Raw genomic sequence first — 20,209 nt, forward strand, 5'->3', positions numbered from 1 at the left:
GCGAACTTTAGCCGACGGAGGTCGGCCGGGACACGTGACTATCGGTCGCGTCGCCATCGACGTCGAGGTTAAGCTCGGTGCATCCCAGGCCAGCGGATCGACCTCTTGGAACCCGGAAACCCGATGTCGCATCCGCTGATCTTCCCCATGGCCGCGCAGGTTGCGCTGGCGGCCTGGCTGTATGTGCTGCTCACGGTCGTGCGTGCACCCGCGATCTGGGGGATCGGTCGATTGCCGGATGGCGGCAACCCTTGGGCCAGGTTCGAGCCGCGCATCAGCGCCAACCTGAGGAACCAGTTCGAGTGGCCGCTGTTCTTCTACGTCGCGTGTGTATTGCTGATCATGCGATCGGACACGAGCACTGCGACGCTCGCGCTGGCCTGGATCTTCGTGATCGGCCGCGTCCTGCATAGCCTCGTGCAAGTGTTGACCACCAATGTCCGCTTGCGCGGCGTGGTGTTCACCATCAACTTCGTGGCGGTGCTGGGGCTTTGGGCGATTGTGGTCTTCACTGGAACGCCAGAGTAAGCACGCGCAACGCATCGCGCGTTCGCTTGTCGCTGAGGTTGCTGTAGAGCATCACGTCCTGCGAGCGAATCGACGGCAGCGACAGCAACGCGCTGACGTCGACCGTGCCCGGAGGCGCGGCGCGCCGCGTCAGCACCGCCACCGCGAGGCCGGCGGCTGCGGCGGCGCCGAGGATCGCGGCGCCCTTGCCGACGAACACTTCGCGCCATTCGATGCCGGCCCGATCGAGTGCACGCACTGCCTCCGCGCGGATGCGGCACGACTCGCCTTGCGTCGCCAGCGGCAAGGGCTGGCCGGCGCGCGGTTCCCACCCTGCGGCCGCGAACCACGAGAAGGATTCCGCGAACACGACCTTGCCGCGCTTGCCGCGATCCTCGGGGCGCAACACCAGCACGGCGTCGAGTTCGCCGGTTTCCTGGGCTTGCATCAGTTCGTTGGTGCCGCCGATACGGATCTCGATCAGCAGGCTCGGGTCGTGATCGCGCATGCGCCGCAACAGGAACGGGAGTTCGCTGCCGACCAGTTGCTGGTTGATGCCGATGGCCAGGCGGCGTTGTTCGGTCTCGAAGGCGGCGGCCGCACGGTCGTGGGACGACACCAACTCGCGGGCGACGTCGAGAAAGGCGAGCCCCTCGACCGACAGGCGCACATGCCGCGGCGTGCGTTCCAGCAGGCGGCGGCCGAGTTGGTCTTCCAGGCGCCGCAGCTTGAGGCTGACCGCGGACTGGGTGGTGCCCAGTACGTCGGCCGCCTTGGTGAAACTCTGCAAATCGGCCGCCAGCAGGAACGCGCGGACGGCATCCACGTCCATCGACTTCATTCGGATGGATTCGATTTTGAAATGCCAGATATCGTTTTAGATCGGTTTTTCTTATCGATCAAGTGGCCTAGGGTGCGGGGGTCGATCCACGACCATGAGGACCACCGCGATGAAAATGACCGGCGCACTCTTCGCAATGCTGGCGGGCCTTGCCGCGCGTGACGCGCAGGCGCCTCGCGTCTTCCCACTGCAAGGCACCTGGACGCTGGTCGCCGCGGACAAGGTCCTGCCGAATGGCGAGACCACGCGCGACTACGGCGAGCACCCGAAGGGGAGGCTCGTCGTGGATGCCCAGGGGCGGTATTCGCTGCAGATCTTCAAGTCCGAGCGCATGCGTTTCGCCAGCGACAGCAAGGCCGATGGCAGCGTCGACGAGTTCAAGTCCGCCGTCATGGGCAGCAGTACCCACTACGGCACGATGACGATCGACGAACGGGCTCGGGTGCTCGTGTTCTCGATCGAAGGCTCGTCGTTCCCCAATTGGGAAGGCACGACACAACAGCGCCAGTACACGTTGGAAGGCGCCGAGCTGCGCTACAAGGTGCCGCCCCGGCCGGATGGGAGCATCCCGGTGTCCGTGTGGCACCGAGCGGATTGAAAAACAAAAAAAGGGCCTGCATTGCTGCAGGCCCTTTTTCATGTTCGTGGTGGAGCGGAGGAGGATCGAACTCCCGACCTTCGCATTGCGAACGCGACGCTCTCCCAGCTGAGCTACCGCCCCACGAGGGCGCGCAGTATACGAGCAGGGTGTCGCGGATGCCAAGGGTTGGGGCGCGAATCGCACGGATCGCTGAAAAACGGCGGCCTGCCGCACGCGCTCCTCCCCGAACGCGTACGGCAGGCCAGCCGGTGCTGCACACCACGACCAAGTGGGTTGCGCGCCTTGGGGGCTACGCAACCCGATCATGCGCGCCGCCCACGGGCGGCCATATCGGAATTCTTCTTAAGCGGGAAGATGAACAGGCCTCACCAAGAATAATTCTCGGGCGCCCCCCTCCCGGCCCCCCCATCCGGCTAAAATGCCGCCGCACAAAGCGCCCGCGCGATGCGGGCGTCGTTGTTTCCAGGGGATCGGCAGTCGTGTCTCGTTTTCTCAAGTTGGCCGCACGCGCGGCCACGCTCTTCGTTTGCGTCGGCGTTCTTGCTGGTTGCGCTTCGGGCGGCCATGCGCCGTCCTCGCTCCCCGATGCCGATCCCGTCGCCGCTTCCGTCGGCCGCCCCGAGTACCGCATCGGTCCCAGCGACCTGCTGGCGGTCACCGTGTTCCAGGTCAAGGACCTGGACCGCGAGGTGCGCGTCAACAACGCCGGCGAGGTCACGCTGCCGCTGATCGGCAACGTGCCCGCCGTGGGCCGCACGGTGCACGAGTTCGAGACGCAGGTCGCCGCGCGCTACCAGGAACGCTTCCTGCAGGATCCGCAGGTCACGGTCTTCGTCAAGGAGTTCGCGAGCCAGCGCGTCACCGTCGGCGGCTCCGTCGACAAGCCCGGCATCTTCCCGATCACCTCGCGCATGACGCTGCTCCAGTCGATCGCGCTGGCCGGTGGCCTCGATGAAGTGGCCAGCACGCACAACGTGTTCGTGTTCCGCACCGCGGGCGGGCAACGCGTGTTCGCACGCTTCGACGTGGCGCAGATCGAAGCCGGCGCGATGCCGGATCCCGAATTGAGTGGCGAGGACGTGGTCGTCGTCGACACAGCGGGCGGCAAGATCGCCCTCTATAACCTGATCAAGCTGGCGCCGTTCGTGGCCGTGTGGCGGTCGTACCGATGAGCGTCGTGAAGATCGAGGCCCCTGCCAGCGTGCAGGACGACAACAACGACAGCATCAACCTGCTGGAGTACTGGCAGGTCCTGCGCGACCGCCGCTGGATCGTGCTGGGCGTGACCGCGGCGATCACGCTGCTCGCGCTGGCCGTCACCTTGCTGATGACGCCGATCTATCGCGCGGCCTCGACGCTGCAGATCGAGCGCGACACCATGAAGATCATGGACGTCGAAGGCCTGACGCCCGCCGAGTCGCCGATGGACCGCGACTTCTACCAGACGCAGTACGAATTGCTGCACAGCCGCTCGCTCGCGCGCCGCGTGGTGCAGGACCTGCACCTGGAGAAGGCGCCGCTGTTCGCGAAGACGCTGGCGTCGGTCGACGCCGAGCTGGAAGGCAAGCAGGCTACGCCCGCCGTGTTGCGCGATGCGCGTGAACGCGCGCTGGTGGAAGAGACGCTGGACGATGTGACCATCGAGCCCATCCGCAATTCGCGCCTGGTCCGCGTCAACTTCGATTCGGCCGACCCGGTGCTGTCCGCGAAGATCGCCAATGCGTGGTCGGATGCCTTCATCGCGAGCAACCTGGAACGCAAGTTCGACGCCTCCTCGTATGCGCGCAAGTATCTCGAAGAGCGCCTGGCGCAGCTGAAGGGCCGCCTCGAGGATTCGGAAAAGGCGCTCGTCTCCTTCGCCACCGACGAACAGATCGTCTCGGTGGGCGAGGACAAGCCTTCGCTCAGCGCGCAGAACCTCAGCGAACTCAACGCGCAGCTCGCGCAGGCCCAGTCCGCGCGCATCCGTGCGGAAGCCGCGTGGGACCAGGCGCGCGCCGGCGATGGCCTCGGCATGCCGCAGGTCGTGCAGAGCCCGCTGATCCAGAAGCTGCGCGAATCGCGCTCGCTGCTGGCCGCGCAGTACCAGGAACAAGCGCGCACCTTCAAGGCCGACTACCCCGACATGAAGCGCCTGGCGGGGCAGATCGCGGAAACCGACCAGCAGATCGCCACTGAAGTCGGCCACATCCGCGAAGCCGTGCGTTCGGAATTCGAAGCCGCGCGCGCGCAGGAATCGCTGCTGGAAGGCCGCCTGACGGGCCTGAAGAACGACGTGCTCGACCTGCAGGGCCGCAGCATCCGCTACAACATCCTGCGCCGCGAAGCGGAAACCAACCGCCAGCTCTACGACGGCCTGCTGCAGCGCTACAAGGAGATCGGCGTCGTCGGCAACGTCGGCGCGAACAACGTGTCGGTCATCGACCGCGCGGACGTGCCGGAAAAGAAGCATTCCCCGCGCCTGGTGCTCAACCTCGCGGTCGGCCTGCTGCTCGGCCTGTTCGCCGGCGTGCTCGCCGCCTTCCTGCTGGAGCACCTGGATCGCCGCGTGCACGCGCCGAAGGAACTGGAAGACGAAGCCGGCGTGCCGGTGCTCGGTGCGATCCCGCGCCTGGCGCCGAACGAAACCGTCGTCGCCGCCTCGGCCGATACGCGCTCGCCGTTCTCCGAAAGCTATCGTTCGGTGCGCACGGCGCTGCAGTTCTCCACCGAACATGGCCTGCCGCGCAACCTGCTGATCACCAGCGCGGGCCCGTCGGAAGGCAAGTCGACCACGGCGCTCGAACTGGCGCGCAACATCGCGCAGGCCGGCAAGCGCGTGGTGCTGGTGGATGCGGACCTGCGCAAGCCGTCGATCCATCGCACGACGGGCCTGGCGAATGCCAAGGGCTTGTCGAACGTGCTGTCGGGTTCGGCGCAGGCCGCGGACGTGTTGCAGCGTTCGCTGGATGGCGCCTTCGACATCATGACCTCCGGTCCGCTGCCGCCGAACCCGCCGGAACTGCTGGCGGGCGACGGCATGTCGACGCTGCTGGCCGAATTGCAGGCGCGCTTCGACGTGATCGTGATCGACGGTCCGCCGGTGCTCGGCCTGGCCGATGCGCCGCTGCTGGCCAACGTGGCGGAAGCGACGATCCTGGTCGCCGCTGCCGAACAGACGCGCCGCGATTCCATCCGCCATGCGATCCGTCGCCTGCGCGCATCGCATGCCCACGTGCTGGGCGCGCTGCTCACGCGCTTCGACCTGCAGCGCAAGGGCGATGACTACGGCTACGGCGCCTACACCTACTACAGCTACGGCAAGAAGGCGGCGTGATGCGCGGGGTGCGCGCGGCGATCGCCATCGTCGCGGTGGGGGTCGTGGGTTTCGCGGCCCTCCAGCTCTCGCGCGTGGATACGGACGTGGGGCCGGCGTTGGGCCCCGATCGTGCGATGCGACTCGCGGACGTCGGGACTTCGGCGCCTGCCTCTGAACGTGTGGTGCTGGCGCGTGACGTGCTCGCTGCGCGTCCGCTCGACGGGCGTGCGTATCGCGTGCTCGCCTTGGCGCAGGACAAGCCGCAGCTCCTCGACGTGGCCAACGCACGCTGGCCGCGCGATCCGATGACCCTGGCCTCGCTCACCGACCGCGCGCTCGCGGCGGGCGACATCGCGGCCGGGCTGACACATTTCGATGCATTGCTGCGCGTCGCCCCCGGCGTGCGCGCCGAGATGCTGCCGCTGCTGCTGCCGCATCTGCACGATGCGCGCGTGCGCGAGGCGCTGGTGGATCGCCTGGCGCAGGATCCGCCGTGGCGCCATGCATTCCTGAGGGGGTTGCGCGAGGACACCGCGTACGCTGCGGACTCGGAGGCCCTGCTTGCGGCACTGGCAACGCGCGTGCCGCCGGATGAGGACGCACTGCGCACGCGGATCGACGTGCTCGACCATGCGGGGCGCCCTGCCGATGCGCGTCGCGCGTGGCTGGCGTCGGTGCATGCAGCGGAGGCGAACCCCGTCTTCGACGGCGCGTTCGAACACCCGGAGATCCAGGACGGTTATGGCTGGCGCCTGGGCGACGTGCCCGGCGTGCTCAGCGAATACGCCACCGATGCCCCCCAAGCGCGGGGGGTGTCGCTCTCGCTCGAATTCGAGGATCGTGCGATCGCGTCCACTGGCGTGCAGCAAAAGCTCGCGTTGCCGCCGGGACGTTATCGATTGCAGTCGGCCGCCCTGGATCGGGTGGCGAGCGAACGACCGTTCGAATGGCGCATCGCCTGCCGTGACGGCGCGCGCATCGCCAGCCTTCCCCTGGCGCGAACCGGGGAGTGGACGACGCAATCGGTGGACTTCGAAGTCCCGTCGGACTGCGAGGGGCAGACGCTCTTGCTTGCCAATTCGGCCCGCTCGATGGCGGAAAAACGACTGCGTGGTCGACTGCTTGTCGACGACGTAGGAATTTTTCTCGTCCCGTGATGCATTTCACAAACCCGTCACACACGGTAGACTGTTTCAGTCCGCGCCGAGACTCGGTGCACCCAGGGGAAAAAGGCAGTATGAAGTCGCTCGCTTTCGGTCTTATGGCCATTCTTTTTGCAGGCAACGCGTTCGCGCAGACGGCTCCGGCCCAGTCGCCGGGTACCGATTCCACGCCGGCCGCGCAGACCGAACAGTCGGCTGCTCCCGCCACGCAGACCCCGGTTGAAAACGCCACGCCGGTCGCGCGCGAAAAGCCCAAGAACACCACGTCGATCGTGCTCGGTGCCGTGGGCGCCGCGGTGCTGCTGGGCACGGCTTCGAGCGGCAAGGGCGACGACAGCAAGCCGCCGCTGAACGCGCAGCCCTCGAGCCCGTAAGCGCTCGCAGGTAAGCCGACCCAAGGACGGGCCGCGACTGCGGCCCGTTCTGTTTTTTGTCGCCCGTCATGTCTTCCGTCGCCCTCCCTTCGCTCCGCCGGGACACCGCTGCCTTCGTCTGCGCCGCGGTGCTGATCGTGGCTGCGTTGTTGTTTGGTGGCGGCCCGCGCGGCATGGGCGATGCAGTGGTGCACCTCGCGATGTTGCCGTGCCTGGCGCTCGCCGTCATGCGGTGGAATCGAGCCGAGGCGACGCGTTGGGAACGCGCGTTTGCTGCGTGGTGCATGTGCGCGCTTGCGTTGATCGCATTGCAACTTCTGCCGTTGCCGCCGGCCTTGTGGTCGATGCTGCCGCAGCGCGCGGGTGTGCTGGCCGATCTGACGCAGGCCGGTGTTTCGCCCGGCTGGCAGCCGATGACGCTGGATGCCTGGGCGACCGTGCGCGCGGGCGTTGCCTTCGTGACCTTTGCTGCGACGTGGTGGTTGTGCACGACGCTCGGCACGCAGGTGCAGCGTCGCCTGCTGCTCGTTGCGCTCGTCGTGGGCGTGGCGCTCGCATTCTTCGGATTTGCGCAGGCGGCAGCGTGGCCGCAGGCCGTGCGCTTCTACGCCTTCCATCATCCGATCGGTGCGATCGGATCGTTCGCCAACCGCAACCACTTCGCGGACTTGCTCGCGATGCTGTTGCCGATCTCCTTGGCGTTCGCGGCGCAGGCGCAGCGCGAGATGCGTGCGACGGTCGCCGCCTGGGCCTTTGCCGCGACGGCCGTGTTGTGGCTGGCCGCGGCACTGACCTTCTCGCGCACGGGCTTCCTGCTCGCTTCGTGCGCATTGGCGCTGAGCGCCGCAATCCTGTGGTGGCCGCGCGCCGGCATGTCGCGTCGCTGGATCGCACCGGTGTTCGCCATGGTGATCGCGGTGCTTGCCGTCGGCCACTACGCTTGGGACGGCCTGATGCAGCGCCTCGCCCAGGACCCGCTCGACGACCTGCGCTGGCAGTACCTGCGCCACAGCCTCGAAGCGATGCAGGCCTACCTGCCGTTCGGCAGCGGCCTTGGCAGCTTTCCCTTCGTGTACGCGCCGCTGGAACCGCTCGCCGAAATGGGGTCGACCTTCGCCGAGCGCGCGCACAACGATCCGTTGCAGATCGCGATCGAGGCGGGCTTGCCGGGCCTCGCGCTCGCGCTCGCATTCGTCGTGTTGGTGGCGTGGAAGACCGTTGGAAATGTTCGCGCGTGGCGGGCTGAACCGCTGCGCGCGGATCCGATCAGGAGCGTGATGGGGATCGCGCTCGCCGTTCCGCTGGTGCATGCGTGGGTGGATTACTCACTGCGGACCTTGGCGGTCTCGGTGTTGGCGGGGTTGTTGCTTTCTTACAGGGGAGGCGGACGCCAGGCCAAGGCCTGACCGACGCACAGGGGACTCTTCGAATGTTGTTTGCACCGATGCCGCAGGAACTGCGGCAAACGAGTTACAGGACCGGCAAGTACGCCGCGCTGCTCAGCTGGAGTCTGCGCTTCGCGGATGTCGCGACGATCGCAACCGCGGGCGTCGTGGCCTGGTGGCTGCGCTTCACAAACGTGGAAGTCTCGCTCGTCTACCAGCGGCACATCGCGATGGCGGTGCTGCTCGCGCTGCCCGTGCTGAGCCTGTCGAAGATCTATCGCAGCTGGCGCGGGCAAGGCTTGTTCGCCGAGTTGCCGGCGATGGCGGGCGCGTTCGGATTGATCTTCGGCCTGACGATCGCCTACGCGGTCGCGCTGAAGATCCCAGTGAACCTCTCGCGCCTGTGGTGGGGCATGTGGTTCCTGGGCACGCTCGCCGGCGGCGCGGCCTCGCGCATGTTCGTGCGTCGCGTCGCTTCGCTCGTGCGCGAAGCGGGCCTCGACGTGCGCACCGCCGTGATGGTCGGCAGCGGCAAGGATGCGCAGCGCATCGTCGACGCGTTGCATCGCCAGCGGAGCGCCGGCATCCAGGTGCTCGGTTGGTTCGACGCACAAGGGCAGGGCGATGCGATGCCCGACACCCCGCGCCTGGGCGACCTCGGACAGCTCGCGGCCTACGTGCAGATCCACCACGTCAGCCAGGTTTGGGTGACCTTGCCGATGAGCGCCGAACGCGACATCGCGCGCATCCTGGACGTGCTCGCGCATTCGACCGCCGACATCAAGTTCGTGCCCGACCTGCTGGGCCTGCAACTGCTCAACCACTCCGTCGAGCAGATTGCGGGCTTGCCCGTGATCAACCTGCGCGAGAGCCCCTTCGACGGCGACGCGCGTCTGCTCAAGGCCCTGGAAGACCGCGTGCTCGCCACGCTGATCCTGTTGCTGATCGCCCCGGTGCTGGCGGCGATCGCCGTCGGCGTGAAGCTCAGCTCCCCTGGCCCGGTGCTGTTCCGCCAACGCCGCCACGGCCTCGACGGCAAGATCATCGAAGTGTGGAAATTCAGAAGCATGCGCGTGCACAAGGAAGCGCACGGGACGATCACGCAAGCTAGGAAGGGCGATTCCCGCGTGACGAAGTTCGGCGCCTTCCTGCGCCGGACCAGCCTCGATGAACTGCCGCAGTTCTTCAACGTGCTGCAGGGGACGATGTCGATCGTCGGGCCCAGGCCGCATGCGGTGGAGCACAACCATCAGTACATGGGGCAGGTGGAGCTCTACATGCAACGGCACCGCGTGAAGCCGGGGATTACCGGGTGGGCGCAGGTGAATGGGTTGCGGGGGGAAACCGACACGTTGGACAAGATGGAAAGGCGTGTGGCGGCCGACTTGTTCTATCTGCAGCATTGGTCGCTGGCGTTGGACCTGCGGATCGTCGCGATGACGGTGTTCAACGGGTTCCGGGGCGAGCACGCCTACTAGCGCGCAGGAACTTCGACGACATGTCTTCCAATCGCCGCCTTTCGGTGAGCAGCGTCGCGTTCGCGCTCTTTGCTGCCCTCTACCTCGCCTCGTCCATGGGCCTGGCTGCAGTGTTGCTGGCCGACGATCGCGGCGTTGCCAACAACCCGGTGCTCTTCATCGTGTACTGGGGCGTCCTCTACGGCGCTTCCATCTTCCTGTACGCCATGGGCGGCGCCGTTCGCGTCGAGCGGCGGGTTCTGTTGCTCGCGGGTCTGGGATTCTTTGCCACGGCGTCGGCGCTGTGGTCCGTTTCTTCGGCAACCTCGGTCAAGTACGGTGCGTCCCTGCTCATGAACGTCCCGTTCTGCGCATGGCTGGTCAGGCGGTTCGATGTCCCGCAGCTGCTGCGCCTGGTCTACTGGACGATCCTCGGGATGGTCGTGGTGAGTTTGGTGCTGTCGCTGGCCGGCGCGGACATCGTGCGCTACATCGACATCCACGACCGCGACGACCTGCTGGGGAACGAACCGATCCGCGGTTTGTTCAACCACAAGATCACGGCCGGGTTGTATGCGGCGTTCGCGCTGCTGCTCTCCACCGTCGTGAAGTCGAAGGCGGTGCGCGCCATCGCAGGCGCGGTGCTGTTCTTCTTCGTGCTCAGGACCGGGTCGGCATCTGCGCTGGCGTTGTTGGCGATCTCGATCGCATTGGTCGCGATCGTCCGGTTTGCGGTGGCGAGCGGCATGTCGACGCGGCGCTTCGCGGCGATCTTCGCAGCGACGGCCCTCGCAACGACCGTGGCGGCGGTGTTCCTGGGTGGACCGGTGCTCGAGTTCCTCGGGCGCGATCCCACGCTGACTGGTCGGACCGTGCTGTGGGGGTGGGGCATCGATGCCTTCCTCCAGAGACCGTTCCTCGGGTGGGGTTACCAGGCGTACTTCGAAAGCATCGACGCCTACTGGAACCTCATGTCCTACGTGCAGTTCCAGAACTACGACGTCCCGCATTTCCACAACGCGTACATCCAGACGGCGGTGGACCTCGGGATCTTCGCGGTCGTGGCGTACGTCGCCCTCCTTGCGTCGGCGTTCTCGCGCAGCTTCGATGCCTACCGGGCGGGCAAGGACGTCATCCACGCGCAGTTGGCTGCGTTGATCCTGACGATCCTCATCGCGGGCGTCTTCATCAACGTCTTCCTCGTCTACAACAACTTCACGACCTTGCTGGCGTTCGTCGCGTTCCTCGCGGCGGGAACAGGCCGCCCGAAACGGAACCTCGCGCATGAATGACCATCCTTCCTGGCATCCGTTGCCGCACGTCTCCATTGCGGGCTGGAGGATCGCCATTGCGTCGCGACGCGAGCTGGCCGAGGCGGCGGTGTCGGACGCGATCGCGGCCAGGGCCTGCGCGGACGTTCGCCCGCGCCTGGTGTTCGATGCCAACGGGCATGGCTTGTCGATGCACGCCACCGATGCCGGGTTCAAAGCGTCGATCGACGCGGCGGACGTCGTGCACGCCGATGGCGGGTTCCTCGTCACCGCGTCGCGCTTCCTGTGCAAGACGCCGATTGCCGAGCGCAGCGCGACGACCGACCTCATCCACGACATCGCCGAAGTCGCTTCGCAGCAGGGTGTTTCGTTCTACCTGCTTGGTGGCACCGAAGACGCGAATCGCCAATGCGCCGAACTGCTCGCGCAGCGCTATCCGCACCTGGTGATCGCCGGCCGCCGCAACGGGTATTTCAAGGATGGCGACGTGGACCAGATCATCGCCGACATCAATGCTTCCGGCGCGGGCGTCCTCTGGGTGGGCCTGGGCAAGCCGCTGGAGCAGCGCTTCTGCGTCGAGAACCGCAAGCGCCTCCGTGTCGCGTGGGCCCTGACCTGTGGGGGCTGCTTCAACTACATCACCGGCGACTATCCGCGCGCCCCCATGTGGATGCAGCGCGCGAACCTCGAGTGGATGCACCGGATGGCGACCAATCCGCGCAAGCTGTTCATGCGCTACCTGCTGACCACACCCCATGCGCTGTGGCTGCTGTCGAAGGACGTGTTCAAGCGGGCGCTGCCGACGTGAGCCTGTTGAAGGCGCCGACGATGCTGCGGCAGCGCCTGGCTTCCGGGTTCGGCCAATCCCTGGTCGTGTTCGCGGTCAAGGGTGGCGCGGGTGCCGCGTCCCTGCTGGTGTTTGCCTGTGTTGCACGCATGTGCGGCGCGGAGGAGTTCGGACGGTTCGGTCTCCTGTTCAGTGCGGCGATGTTCGTCGCGTCCTTCGCCGCACTGGGCCAGCAAGCCCTGCTGGTCAAGGAGGCGCCGAAGCTGCGCCTGCAACATGATGCGGCCGGCGAGCGCGCGCTCTATCGATTCTCGATCCTCGTCACTGCGATCGGCGCGCTGATCGGGTTCGTTGCGCTGGTGGCATGGGGCCGTGCAGCAGGTGGGTTGGTGCTGCCCTCCGTTGCCGCCGCCGCGCTTTCCGTCCTGTTCGCGATTTCGCAGACGACCCTCGGCATCCTGCGCGTCAACGATCGGCTGCTGCTTGGCATTGCGACGCGCGACCTGGCATGGCGCCTGCTGGCCCTCGTCGGGCTGGTCGTTGTGTGGAGAGTGGGGGGCGCAAGCCAGTCCGCCGGATCGATGCTGCTTGTCGTGGCCGCAGCGCTGCTGCTTGCCGTGCTTCCGCACTGGCAGGTGATCCGCCGACGCCTCGGGGAGCTGGCGCATGGCGCGCGCGATGCCTCTGCACATCCGCGCACCTGGTTCGGCGCGACCGCAGGGTTGGCCGTCGTGGGCATGATTGCCGGCGCCGACCAGACGTTGTTCACCGTCGCGCTGGGACGGCTCGAATCGCCGGTGGGCGTCGGCGCGTTCTTCGCGTCGGTCAAGGTCGTCGAGGTGGTGAACCTGTTCATGGTGTCCGTCGCGCTCACGGTGGCGCCCGCGCTGTCGCGCGCAGTGGCGCTGGGTGATCGCGCGGTGTTGCAGGTGGAGTGTCGAAAGGCGGCCGGGTCGCTTTTCCTGCCCGTCGTGGCCGCTTGCCTGGTGCTGACCGTCGGCGCGCCCCTCATCCTGGGTGTGTTCGACACGTCCTTCTCGTCCGAAGCGAACGTCCTGCGCATCCTCGCCGCCGCGATGCTCGTCAATGCCTTGACCGGCGCGACCGGTCTGCTGATGCAGCTTGCGGGCATGCATTGGCGATTGGTGGTGTTCCAGGGCGGCGCGATCCTCGCCGTGCTCGCTTGCTTGCCGATGCTCGTCGGGCGCTTTGGCGTCGAGGGCGCGGCGTTGGCGTACCTGGCATCGAAGGTGTTGTGGAACGTGCTCGCGCTCGTGGCCATCAGGAAGCGCTTGGGCATCGATCCCTCGTGCCTGTCGCTGATGCCCGGGAGGGCGGTGGCATGACGGCGTTCCTGAGCATGAAGACGCAGTTCGAGAATGCCGGTGACGTGCTCATCAACCGTGAGCTCATTCGACTCTGCGCCGAGTGGGGCGATGTCGTCGTGGATGTCACGCGCTGTCCACCGGAGTTCCTGCGATCGCTGGATCTCGCGCGCCATGCGCCGGATGTCCGGCAGACGACGTCGGTCGGCCTGTTCGGCGCAATGCTGAAGACACGCCTGCGTGGGCAGCCGGCGTACTACTTCCTCAGCCCTGGCGGCTACTTCGGCGAGCGCCGTGGCCTGTCTGCCCTGGCGTTGGTCGCCAATACGGCCGTCATCGCTGCGATGCGGCTTGTCGGAGTTCGGGTCTGCCACGTGGGCGTGTCGTTCGAGCGACTCGGTCCCTTCCACAAGCGCATGCTCCAGCTGCGTGCGCGACTCTTGCATCGACTGATCGTCCGCGACGATGCGAGCGCCGCATACGCGCAGGACAATGGCATTCGCCACGCAGGCGTTTCGCCGGATCTTGCCTTTGGTGCGGCAGCCTACGCGCGCCCGGGCGAGCGTGGTCGACACATCGCCATCTCGTTTCGTTCCGACCAGACCCCAGCGCAGGGAGATGAAGTGATGCGACTGGTGCAGGCGCTGGATGCGGTGCTGCCCGTCGACGAAGACTTCCGATTGGTGGCCCAGGTCGCCCGGGACTGCCCGCTGATGGACAACGTTGCGCAGAGCCTGCGGGGATCACGCAGGCGCGTGGAGACCATGTACGTGCACGGCGATGTGGATGCGGCGCTTGCCGCGTACCACGGCTGCCGTGCGGTCGTGTCCAACCGATTGCATGCGCTCCTGTTTGGCGTGCTGGGGGGATGCACGCCCGTCGCCGTGATCAGCGATTCGGTGAACGCCAAGATCGGCGGGCTCTGGGCGACGCTGGGCCTTCCTGTGCTGTCCCTGGAAGGCGAGCCCGGCCTCGTCCTCGAGGCGCTTCGATCGTCCGAAACTGTTGAAACAGCGAAGCTCGCCGACCAGCAACGCAATGCGCTCCAGCGCACGTTCGGCGCATTGCTGCGCCCTGCCATGCAAGGGGGTTGAGCGAATGACGTCGCCTTGCTTCTCGGTGGTCATTCCCGTCTACAACCGGTCGAAGGAAATCGCACCTGCGTTGGAATCGCTCCTGGCGCAGACCGATGCGGACTTCGAATGCATCGTCGTGGATGACGGATCGAAGGATGGGCAAGCCCTGCGCGAAGTGGTGGACGCGCTGGGAGACGACCGCTTCCGCTATCTCCGTCGCGAGAACGGCGGCGGCGGTGCCGCGCGCAACTCCGGTATCGAAGCCGCGCGCGGTCGCTACGTCGCCTTCCTGGATTCGGACGATCGATTCCTCCCGGAGAAGCTCGCAGTGGTGCGGGAGCATTTCGCGAACACGGCTTGCGAAGCGCTGTACTCCAGGGCCTTCGTCGATCGCGGCGGCCCGGACTGTGTCTGGGTGCGTCCCGATCGCGCCATTGCACCTGGCGAAGACATGGGGGAGTACCTCTTCGTCGCCAACCAGTTCGTCCAGACGTCGACGATCGTGATGTCCGCCGACGCTGCACGGCGCGTGATGTTCGACCCGTCCTTGCGCAAGGGGCAGGACCTCGATTTCTGCGTCCGCGCACATGCCGAAGGCATTCGATTCTCGATGCTCGACAGGCCCCTCATCGTCTGGCTGGACGCGAGCGAAGTCGGCCGCACGTCCCGGCACGCGGGAACCCGCGCGCCCGTTGAATGGATCGAACGCAACGCACACTTGCTCACGCAACGCGCGCAAGCCGGATACCGTGCCACCGTGCTTGCCTACTACCAACCGAAATCCCGAGCGCTGCGCGTGGCCAGCGATTTCGTCGCGGGCCTGCGCGCAGGCGTGCCTCCCAAGGTGATTGCGCGCCAGGCCCTGCGCTTTGTCCTGCCGCGTTCCTGGTACAGGACCCTGGTGGATACGTTTGTCCGTGCGCGCACCAAGAGCAAACGCCAGTGACCCCCCGCATCCGCAAAGCCGTCTTCCCCGTCGCCGGCCTCGGCACCCGCTTCCTCCCGGCCACCAAGACGGTGCCGAAGGAAATGCTCCCCATCGTCGACCGCCCGCTGATCCAGTACGCGGTCGACGAGGCCATCGAAGCTGGCTGCGACACCCTCATCTTCGTCACCAACCGCTACAAGCACGCGGTCGCCGATTACTTCGACAAGGCGTACGAGCTCGAACAGAAGCTCGAACAGGCCGGCAAAGAGGCGCAGCTCGCCTTGGTCCGCAACGTGCTGCCTTCGCACGTGCGCGCAGTGTTCGTGACGCAGGCCGAGGCCCTCGGCCTGGGCCACGCTGTGCTCTGCGCGAAGGCCGTCGTCGGCGACGAGCCCTTCGCCGTCATGCTGCCCGACGATCTGATCTGGAACCGCGGCGACGGTGCGCTGAAGCAGATGGCCGATCTCGCGCAGCACGCGGGCGGGAGCGTGGTGGCGGTGGAGGACGTGCCGCGGGCGATGACTTCCAGCTACGGCATCGTGGACGCGCCGGATTTCGATGGGCGTTCGGGCCTGGTGCATTCGATGGTCGAGAAGCCCGCGCCGTCGGAGGCGCCGAGTACGCTCGCGGTGGTCGGGCGTTACGTGCTCGACAGTCGCATCTTCGGCCTGCTGGAAGAGACGAAGCCGGGGAAGGGCGGCGAGATCCAGCTTACCGATGCGATCGCGCGCCTGTTGCAGGAGCAGCCGGTGCGCGCGTATCGCTTCCAGGGCACGCGCTTCGATTGCGGCAACCACCTCGGGCTGATCGAGGCGACGATCCGCTTCGCGCTCGACCACGAAGTGTTGAGCAGCGGCGCCGCGCAGGCGATGCGCACGGCACTCGACGAGTTGGGCGTCGTCGAACACTGACGCCCGGTCGCAGGCCGCGAGACGTCGGATCGAACAATCCCTCCTTCGCCACGTCCGAAGGAGAGGTTCCATGGGCAAGTTGGGTGGATTGCTGATTCGTCCGGACGTCGCGGCGGGACCGCCGTTCCTGTTCGCCTGCCAGCGTTGCAAGCGCAGGTTCGTGCGCAATGTCCGCTGGGGCAGGGTGTGTCCGCATTGCCTGTCGTTGCGGGTCCGCCGCGTGCGCTTGCTCAAGTAGCGAATGAACGGTTCAGCGCCCGCTTCGAGCCGCTCGTCCGACGGGGGCTGGCGGCGCCTCGTCCCCCCTCGCTTCCGGCGAAGGATTCCAATACCGTCGCACTCCAGACCTGCCAGATCGCATCTCCATGGACGTTGCCCTCGCCGACACGCCGCGCCCCGTCCTCGAACAGGAAAGCCTCGCGCTCAAGAACGAGCGGGAAGCGCTGGAGCGTGAAATGACCTGGCAGCGGGAGTTCAACCCGAAGCGCGCCCTGGCCACCATCGCGCGCTGCATCCACGAAGCCAGCGTGCTCAACGAGCACATCGCCCTGGCCAAGCAGGACCTGGCCGTGGTGGAAGCCGGGATCTCGTCGGTGGAATTGATCGCGAGCCCGAGCCTGCCCCGGGCCCGGCGTTTTTCGGAACAGGCGGCCAGCCAGCGCGCACTGCAGGACGGCATGGCGCGGCGCCAGATCATCTCCACGCGCCTGGACGACCTGCGCAACAAGGTCAAGCTGGTCTTCGCCGAGGCCGGCCGCACCGAGGCGGACCTGGAGCGTCGGCGTTCGTTCGATTTCCCGAAGGCCGTACGCCGCGTGCTCGCCATCGAGGCGCGGGAAGCCGAGTTGCAGCGCGTGCTCGAGGCCGCCTGACCGCGCCGGCGCCCCTCAGCTCGGCGCCGAATCCCGTTTCACCCGCACTTCCATCAGGTGCCGGGGATGCCCGGAATCCGGATCGAAGGTGTATTCGGCGCTGATCGCATCGGCGCGGTCGTAGATGTTCTGCAGCCCGTGGCCCTTCTTGCCGGTGGAGATATCGAACTGGCCCGCGCCGTCGTCGATGCGCAGCATCACGTCGCTCGCCGTGAAGTGCTGGTGCATTTCCAGGCGGATGTGCAGGTATCCGCCGCAGCCGTGGCGCACGGCATTGGTGGTCACTTCCTGGCAGATGCGGTAGATCGCGGAGGCGACCTCGGACGGAAGCTCGTCGATCGGGCCTTCGATGCCGCACTGGTAGTCGATGTCGTGTTCGCGCGCGAGCACCGCCATCGGGCCCGCTTCCAGCGCGCGCTGCAGGCCGAAGCGGTCGAGCACCAGGGGATGCAGCGATTGGATGGTTTCGCGCAGGTGTTCGTGCGCGGTGGCCACCAGCGATTCGATGGAGCGCAGGCCTTCGCGCACGTGCGGCGCGTCGGTGGCGCGTTCCACCAGGCGCAGGCGCGTGGCGATGGCCGTCATGTCCTGGCCGAGCTGGTCGTGCAGTTCGGCGCCGATGCGGCGACGTTCCTCTTCCTGCTGCGAAACCAGGCGGTTGGCGGCGTCCGACAGCGCGCGCGTGCGCGAGGAAAGCATGTCGATCGAGGCCTTCAGCGCGCGGCCCTGCGTGCGCAGGGAGTCCGCGGAAATCCCCAGCGTCAGCGTGGCGAAGCCTGCGGCGGCCATCAGCAACTGCAACTGCACCGGGCGCCAGACCTCGAAAAGGCTTTCATCGCTCATGTAGGCGCTGGCGCTGAGCAGCACGAGCGCGATCGAGCCCGCGCGCCAGCCGAAGCGATACGCGATCCAGAACAGGATGAAGCTGGACAACACGATCGGATAGAACTCGATGCGTTCCACCGGCAGCATCGTCGCGCCGATCGCCAGCGCCGCGGGCAGGAAGACCACGCCGTGCCCCAGCATCGCGCCCCACGGGATCGGCTGGCCGCGCGGCACGCCGAGGAACATGCGAAACACCGGCGCCACCACGACGATGCCGATGAAGTCGCCGAGTGCGAAATTGAAGAGCGCCTGCACCATCGAGCGCGGCGCGCCATCGTCGATGGCGTTGATGATCAGCAGCGCGACCGCGCTGGCGAGCGAGGCGCCCATGCCGCACAGCAGGAAGCGCATCATCGCCTCGGGCGTCGGCGAGGCGGCGGGTGCGCGGCCGAAGCGCCAGATGATCGCCGCATACAGGCACCAGGGCACGACCGCGGCGGCGAGCAAGGTCAGATCGGAATCGAACCTGCCGCGATACAGGCCGATCAGGAAGATCGCGCCCATGTCGCCCAGCGCGAGTCGCCACCAATCGCGGCGCGGCGACATCCACAACGCGGCCAGGCGCAGGCCCGCGGGCAGGAACCAATACACACTCGAAAGTGAGAACAGGCCTGCATAGGCAGCCGCGTAGGCGAACGGCAGCAACCACGCGACTGGACGCTGGGACCAGCGACGCGTTTCAATGCGGGTCCCACGCTTTTGTCGGTCAGTTCCCATGCCACCCCTTCACATCGCACTCGTCGACGACCATCCCATCGTAAGGGCTGGCTTCCGGCAATTGCTCGAAATGGAGCCCGGCTGGAAGGTCACGGCCGAGCTGGGCAATGCGCGCGAGGTGGCCGCGTGGATGCTCCAGGGCACCTGCGACGTCATGGTCATGGACCTCTCGCTGCCCGACGGCGACGGCCTGGTGCTCATCCGCCACCTGCTGGCGCAGAAGCCGGACCTGGCGATCGTGGTGCTCAGCATGCACGACGGTGCGCTGTACGTGCAGGACGCGATGTCGGCGGGGGCGCGCGGTTACGTCACCAAGCGCGCGGCACCGGACGAGCTGGTCGATGCCATCCGCGCGGTGGGCCGCGGCGAGGTCTACCTCGGGCAGGACGTGCGCATGCATGCGGGCGATACGGGGGCGGGGCCGGAAGAGCGATTGCTGCCGGAGCTGACGAGCCGCGAGGCGCAGGTGTTCCTGTTGCTCGCGCGCGGGCACTCGGTGGCGCGTGTCGCGGCGACCATCGGCATCAGCAACAAGACCGCGTATGCGCATCGGGCGAACATCTACAGCAAGCTGCACCTGCAGTCGGATTACCAGTTGCATGAGTTGGCGTCGCGGCGCGGCTTGATCGCCGCGACCTGAACCGGCTCAGCGTGCGGCGTTCGCCACCAGCAAGGGCTTGAGCCGCGGTTCGAGCAACTGGCGACGCCAACCTGAAAGCGCCCCTGGCCAATCGTGGCCATCGAGCAGCGTCTCCAGCCAACGGCGCGACGCGAGCACGCCATCGGGCAACCCGAGTTCGCGCGAGACTTCTGCCGTCGTGTCCTGCAGTTTGCGCAGCGCCACTTTGTCGCGTTCGTCGGACTTCGCGGCAGGCGCATCCGCTTCGTCGGCCAGCGGCGTCGTCAGCGCACTCCAGATCGCATCGAGCAGGCTCTTCGGCGATTTCGGCGTCGCATCCAGCTGGCGCTTCAGGCCATCGCGGTCGATCGGCGGGTTGCGCGCGAGGGCGGTCGCCAGTTCGTTGTCGAGGATCCAGGTGCGCGGGCGGTCGTTGGTGCGCGCGTAGGCGTCGCGCCAACGCAACAGGCGCAGCAGGCGACGCTGCGCGGCTTCGTCCAGGAATTGCGCCGAACGCAGCGCCAGGTGCGGCCAGCGTTCGCCGTTCTCGTCGGCACCCTGCGCCAGGCGCGCGCTGTCTTCGTCGAGCCAGGCGCGGCGGCCGAGCTCGTCGAGCTTGGCGGCGAGCGCGAGGTAGATCGCGTCCAGGTGCACCACGTCGTCCGCGGCGTAATCCAGTTGCGAGGCGGTGAGCGGGCGGCGCAGCCAATCCGAGCGCTGCTCGCCCTTGGCGAGCGTCACGTGCAGCAGGTCCTGCACGATGCGCTGGTAGCCCATGCCCGCGCCGATGCCGGCCAGGCCCGCGGCGATCTGCGTGTCGAACAGGGGCGTGGGCGACACGCCGCACGCGCGCTTGAAGGCCACGATGTCCTCGGACGCGCTGTGCATCACCTTGAGCACGTTGCGGTCGGCGAGCAGGGGCGCGAGCGCTTCGCACATGCCGGGGACCAGCGTGTCGACGAGCAGGATGTCGCCTTCGATGGCGATCTGCACCAGGGCCAGTTGCGGCCAGTAGGTGCGTTCGCGGATGAACTCGGTGTCCAGGCCCACGCGGGCGGGGCGTCGCGCGAGGCGCGCGGAGAGGTCGGCGGGGTCGGAAATCCAGTGGTGCACGGAGCGGCTGCGCGGGGGACTGGCCGCCAGACTACCGGTTGCCGGACCCGGCGGCCATCGTCCACCATGCCGCGTCGCC

General features: G+C 67.1%; 20 protein-coding genes and 1 tRNA gene. 17 read left to right on the forward strand and 4 right to left on the reverse strand.

Going from position 1 to position 20,209, the window contains the following annotated elements:
• The first annotated feature begins 123 nt into the window (after window positions 1-123).
• On the forward strand, window positions 124-528 hold the full coding sequence (locus LVB87_RS09525; protein ID WP_232897742.1) for an MAPEG family protein: 405 nt from the start codon (window positions 124-126) through the stop codon (window positions 526-528).
• Here the strand turns inward: LVB87_RS09525 and LVB87_RS09530 are convergent.
• A complete protein-coding gene (locus LVB87_RS09530; RefSeq protein ID WP_232897743.1) occupies window positions 509-1,348 on the reverse strand; it encodes a LysR substrate-binding domain-containing protein in 840 nt (279 codons plus the stop codon). The two genes, LVB87_RS09525 and LVB87_RS09530, sit on opposite strands and share 20 nt — an antisense overlap.
• 109 nt (window positions 1,349-1,457) lie before the next feature.
• Between LVB87_RS09530 and LVB87_RS09535 the strand changes: the two genes are divergently transcribed.
• On the forward strand, window positions 1,458-1,946 hold the full coding sequence (locus LVB87_RS09535) for a lipocalin-like domain-containing protein (protein WP_232897744.1): 489 nt from the start codon (window positions 1,458-1,460) through the stop codon (window positions 1,944-1,946).
• A gap of 47 nt (window positions 1,947-1,993) precedes the next feature.
• Here the strand turns inward: LVB87_RS09535 and LVB87_RS09540 are convergent.
• Window positions 1,994-2,069, reverse strand: a tRNA-Ala gene (locus tag LVB87_RS09540).
• A 359-nt stretch (window positions 2,070-2,428) separates the two neighbouring features.
• Between LVB87_RS09540 and LVB87_RS09545 the strand changes: the two genes are divergently transcribed.
• From LVB87_RS09545 to LVB87_RS09610, 14 genes are all read left to right on the forward strand, one after another.
• Window positions 2,429-3,121: a polysaccharide biosynthesis/export family protein gene (locus tag LVB87_RS09545; RefSeq protein ID WP_232897745.1), complete on the forward strand. Its 693-nt coding sequence runs from the start codon at window positions 2,429-2,431 to the stop codon at window positions 3,119-3,121.
• Entirely contained in the window at window positions 3,118-5,265 is a 2,148-nt protein-coding gene (locus LVB87_RS09550; protein ID WP_232897746.1) for a polysaccharide biosynthesis tyrosine autokinase, read from the forward strand. The genes LVB87_RS09545 and LVB87_RS09550 overlap by 4 nt, the downstream gene beginning before the upstream one ends.
• On the forward strand, window positions 5,265-6,404 hold the full coding sequence (locus tag LVB87_RS09555) for a hypothetical protein (RefSeq protein ID WP_232897747.1): 1,140 nt from the start codon (window positions 5,265-5,267) through the stop codon (window positions 6,402-6,404). The genes LVB87_RS09550 and LVB87_RS09555 overlap by 1 nt, the downstream gene beginning before the upstream one ends.
• Before the next feature lie 104 nt (window positions 6,405-6,508).
• Window positions 6,509-6,784, forward strand: coding sequence for a hypothetical protein (locus LVB87_RS09560; protein ID WP_232897748.1), 276 nt, complete (start codon window positions 6,509-6,511; stop codon window positions 6,782-6,784).
• 68 nt (window positions 6,785-6,852) lie between these two features.
• The gene (locus LVB87_RS09565) at window positions 6,853-8,190 is read left to right on the forward strand and encodes an O-antigen ligase family protein (protein ID WP_232897749.1); all 1,338 of its coding nucleotides are present in this window, start codon (window positions 6,853-6,855) and stop codon (window positions 8,188-8,190) included.
• 23 nt (window positions 8,191-8,213) lie between these two features.
• Window positions 8,214-9,647 (forward strand): undecaprenyl-phosphate glucose phosphotransferase, encoded by a 1,434-nt coding sequence (locus tag LVB87_RS09570; RefSeq protein ID WP_232897750.1) that lies wholly within the window; start codon window positions 8,214-8,216, stop codon window positions 9,645-9,647.
• 20 nt (window positions 9,648-9,667) lie between these two features.
• Window positions 9,668-10,918 (forward strand): O-antigen ligase family protein, encoded by a 1,251-nt coding sequence (locus LVB87_RS09575; protein ID WP_232897751.1) that lies wholly within the window; start codon window positions 9,668-9,670, stop codon window positions 10,916-10,918.
• Window positions 10,911-11,705 carry a WecB/TagA/CpsF family glycosyltransferase gene (locus LVB87_RS09580; protein WP_232897752.1) on the forward strand — a complete coding sequence of 265 codons (795 nt, stop codon included), beginning with the start codon at window positions 10,911-10,913 and terminating at the stop codon, window positions 11,703-11,705. Before LVB87_RS09575 ends, LVB87_RS09580 begins: the two co-directional genes overlap by 8 nt.
• Entirely contained in the window at window positions 11,588-13,030 is a 1,443-nt protein-coding gene (locus tag LVB87_RS09585) for a lipopolysaccharide biosynthesis protein (RefSeq protein WP_232897753.1), read from the forward strand. Before LVB87_RS09580 ends, LVB87_RS09585 begins: the two co-directional genes overlap by 118 nt.
• Window positions 13,027-14,103: a polysaccharide pyruvyl transferase family protein gene (locus LVB87_RS09590; protein WP_232897754.1), complete on the forward strand. Its 1,077-nt coding sequence runs from the start codon at window positions 13,027-13,029 to the stop codon at window positions 14,101-14,103. The genes LVB87_RS09585 and LVB87_RS09590 overlap by 4 nt, the downstream gene beginning before the upstream one ends.
• A gap of 4 nt (window positions 14,104-14,107) precedes the next feature.
• A complete protein-coding gene (locus LVB87_RS09595) occupies window positions 14,108-15,031 on the forward strand; it encodes a glycosyltransferase family A protein (protein WP_232897755.1) in 924 nt (307 codons plus the stop codon).
• A complete protein-coding gene (gene galU / locus LVB87_RS09600; RefSeq protein WP_232897756.1) occupies window positions 15,028-15,924 on the forward strand; it encodes a UTP--glucose-1-phosphate uridylyltransferase GalU in 897 nt (298 codons plus the stop codon). Before LVB87_RS09595 ends, galU begins: the two co-directional genes overlap by 4 nt.
• 70 nt (window positions 15,925-15,994) lie before the next feature.
• A complete protein-coding gene (locus LVB87_RS09605; RefSeq protein WP_232897757.1) occupies window positions 15,995-16,162 on the forward strand; it encodes a hypothetical protein in 168 nt (55 codons plus the stop codon).
• A 127-nt stretch (window positions 16,163-16,289) separates the two neighbouring features.
• Window positions 16,290-16,796, forward strand: a complete 507-nt coding sequence (locus LVB87_RS09610) for a hypothetical protein (RefSeq protein ID WP_232897758.1) — start codon at window positions 16,290-16,292, stop codon at window positions 16,794-16,796.
• A gap of 15 nt (window positions 16,797-16,811) precedes the next feature.
• Here the strand turns inward: LVB87_RS09610 and LVB87_RS09615 are convergent, their stop codons facing one another.
• On the reverse strand, window positions 16,812-18,326 hold the full coding sequence (locus LVB87_RS09615) for an MASE1 domain-containing protein (protein ID WP_232897759.1): 1,515 nt from the start codon (window positions 18,324-18,326) through the stop codon (window positions 16,812-16,814).
• 70 nt (window positions 18,327-18,396) lie between these two features.
• On the opposite strand from LVB87_RS09615, the gene LVB87_RS09620 reads away from it, so the two are divergent.
• Entirely contained in the window at window positions 18,397-19,038 is a 642-nt protein-coding gene (locus LVB87_RS09620) for a response regulator transcription factor (protein WP_232897760.1), read from the forward strand.
• A gap of 6 nt (window positions 19,039-19,044) precedes the next feature.
• Here the strand turns inward: LVB87_RS09620 and rnd are convergent, their stop codons facing one another.
• Complete coding sequence (gene rnd / locus LVB87_RS09625; protein ID WP_232897761.1) at window positions 19,045-20,130, reverse strand: ribonuclease D; 1,086 nt, start codon at window positions 20,128-20,130, stop codon at window positions 19,045-19,047.
• Between the last annotated feature and the right edge of the window lie 79 nt (window positions 20,131-20,209).

Origin of the sequence: Lysobacter sp. KIS68-7, assembly GCF_021284745.1 — a bacterium.
Taxonomy (GTDB): domain Bacteria; phylum Pseudomonadota; class Gammaproteobacteria; order Xanthomonadales; family Xanthomonadaceae; genus Noviluteimonas.

What these genes read in the sequence shown, in the direction of transcription:
- LVB87_RS09560 (WP_232897748.1), top strand. Translation starts at nt 6,509, where the DNA reads ATGGCCATTCTTTTTGCAGGCAACGCGTTCGCGCAGACGGCTCCGGCC.
- LVB87_RS09565 (WP_232897749.1), top strand. Translation starts at nt 6,853, where the DNA reads ATGTCTTCCGTCGCCCTCCCTTCGCTCCGCCGGGACACCGCTGCCTTC.
- LVB87_RS09595 (WP_232897755.1), top strand. Translation starts at nt 14,108, where the DNA reads ATGACGTCGCCTTGCTTCTCGGTGGTCATTCCCGTCTACAACCGGTCG.
- LVB87_RS09550 (WP_232897746.1), top strand. Translation starts at nt 3,118, where the DNA reads ATGAGCGTCGTGAAGATCGAGGCCCCTGCCAGCGTGCAGGACGACAAC.
- LVB87_RS09620 (WP_232897760.1), top strand. Translation starts at nt 18,397, where the DNA reads ATGCCACCCCTTCACATCGCACTCGTCGACGACCATCCCATCGTAAGG.
- LVB87_RS09525 (WP_232897742.1), top strand. Translation starts at nt 124, where the DNA reads ATGTCGCATCCGCTGATCTTCCCCATGGCCGCGCAGGTTGCGCTGGCG.
- LVB87_RS09535 (WP_232897744.1), top strand. Translation starts at nt 1,458, where the DNA reads ATGAAAATGACCGGCGCACTCTTCGCAATGCTGGCGGGCCTTGCCGCG.
- LVB87_RS09570 (WP_232897750.1), top strand. Translation starts at nt 8,214, where the DNA reads ATGTTGTTTGCACCGATGCCGCAGGAACTGCGGCAAACGAGTTACAGG.
- LVB87_RS09610 (WP_232897758.1), top strand. Translation starts at nt 16,290, where the DNA reads ATGGACGTTGCCCTCGCCGACACGCCGCGCCCCGTCCTCGAACAGGAA.
- LVB87_RS09575 (WP_232897751.1), top strand. Translation starts at nt 9,668, where the DNA reads ATGTCTTCCAATCGCCGCCTTTCGGTGAGCAGCGTCGCGTTCGCGCTC.
- LVB87_RS09605 (WP_232897757.1), top strand. Translation starts at nt 15,995, where the DNA reads ATGGGCAAGTTGGGTGGATTGCTGATTCGTCCGGACGTCGCGGCGGGA.
- LVB87_RS09555 (WP_232897747.1), top strand. Translation starts at nt 5,265, where the DNA reads ATGCGCGGGGTGCGCGCGGCGATCGCCATCGTCGCGGTGGGGGTCGTG.
- LVB87_RS09580 (WP_232897752.1), top strand. Translation starts at nt 10,911, where the DNA reads ATGAATGACCATCCTTCCTGGCATCCGTTGCCGCACGTCTCCATTGCG.
- LVB87_RS09530 (WP_232897743.1), bottom strand. Translation starts at nt 1,348, where the DNA reads ATGAAGTCGATGGACGTGGATGCCGTCCGCGCGTTCCTGCTGGCGGCC.
- LVB87_RS09590 (WP_232897754.1), top strand. Translation starts at nt 13,027, where the DNA reads ATGACGGCGTTCCTGAGCATGAAGACGCAGTTCGAGAATGCCGGTGAC.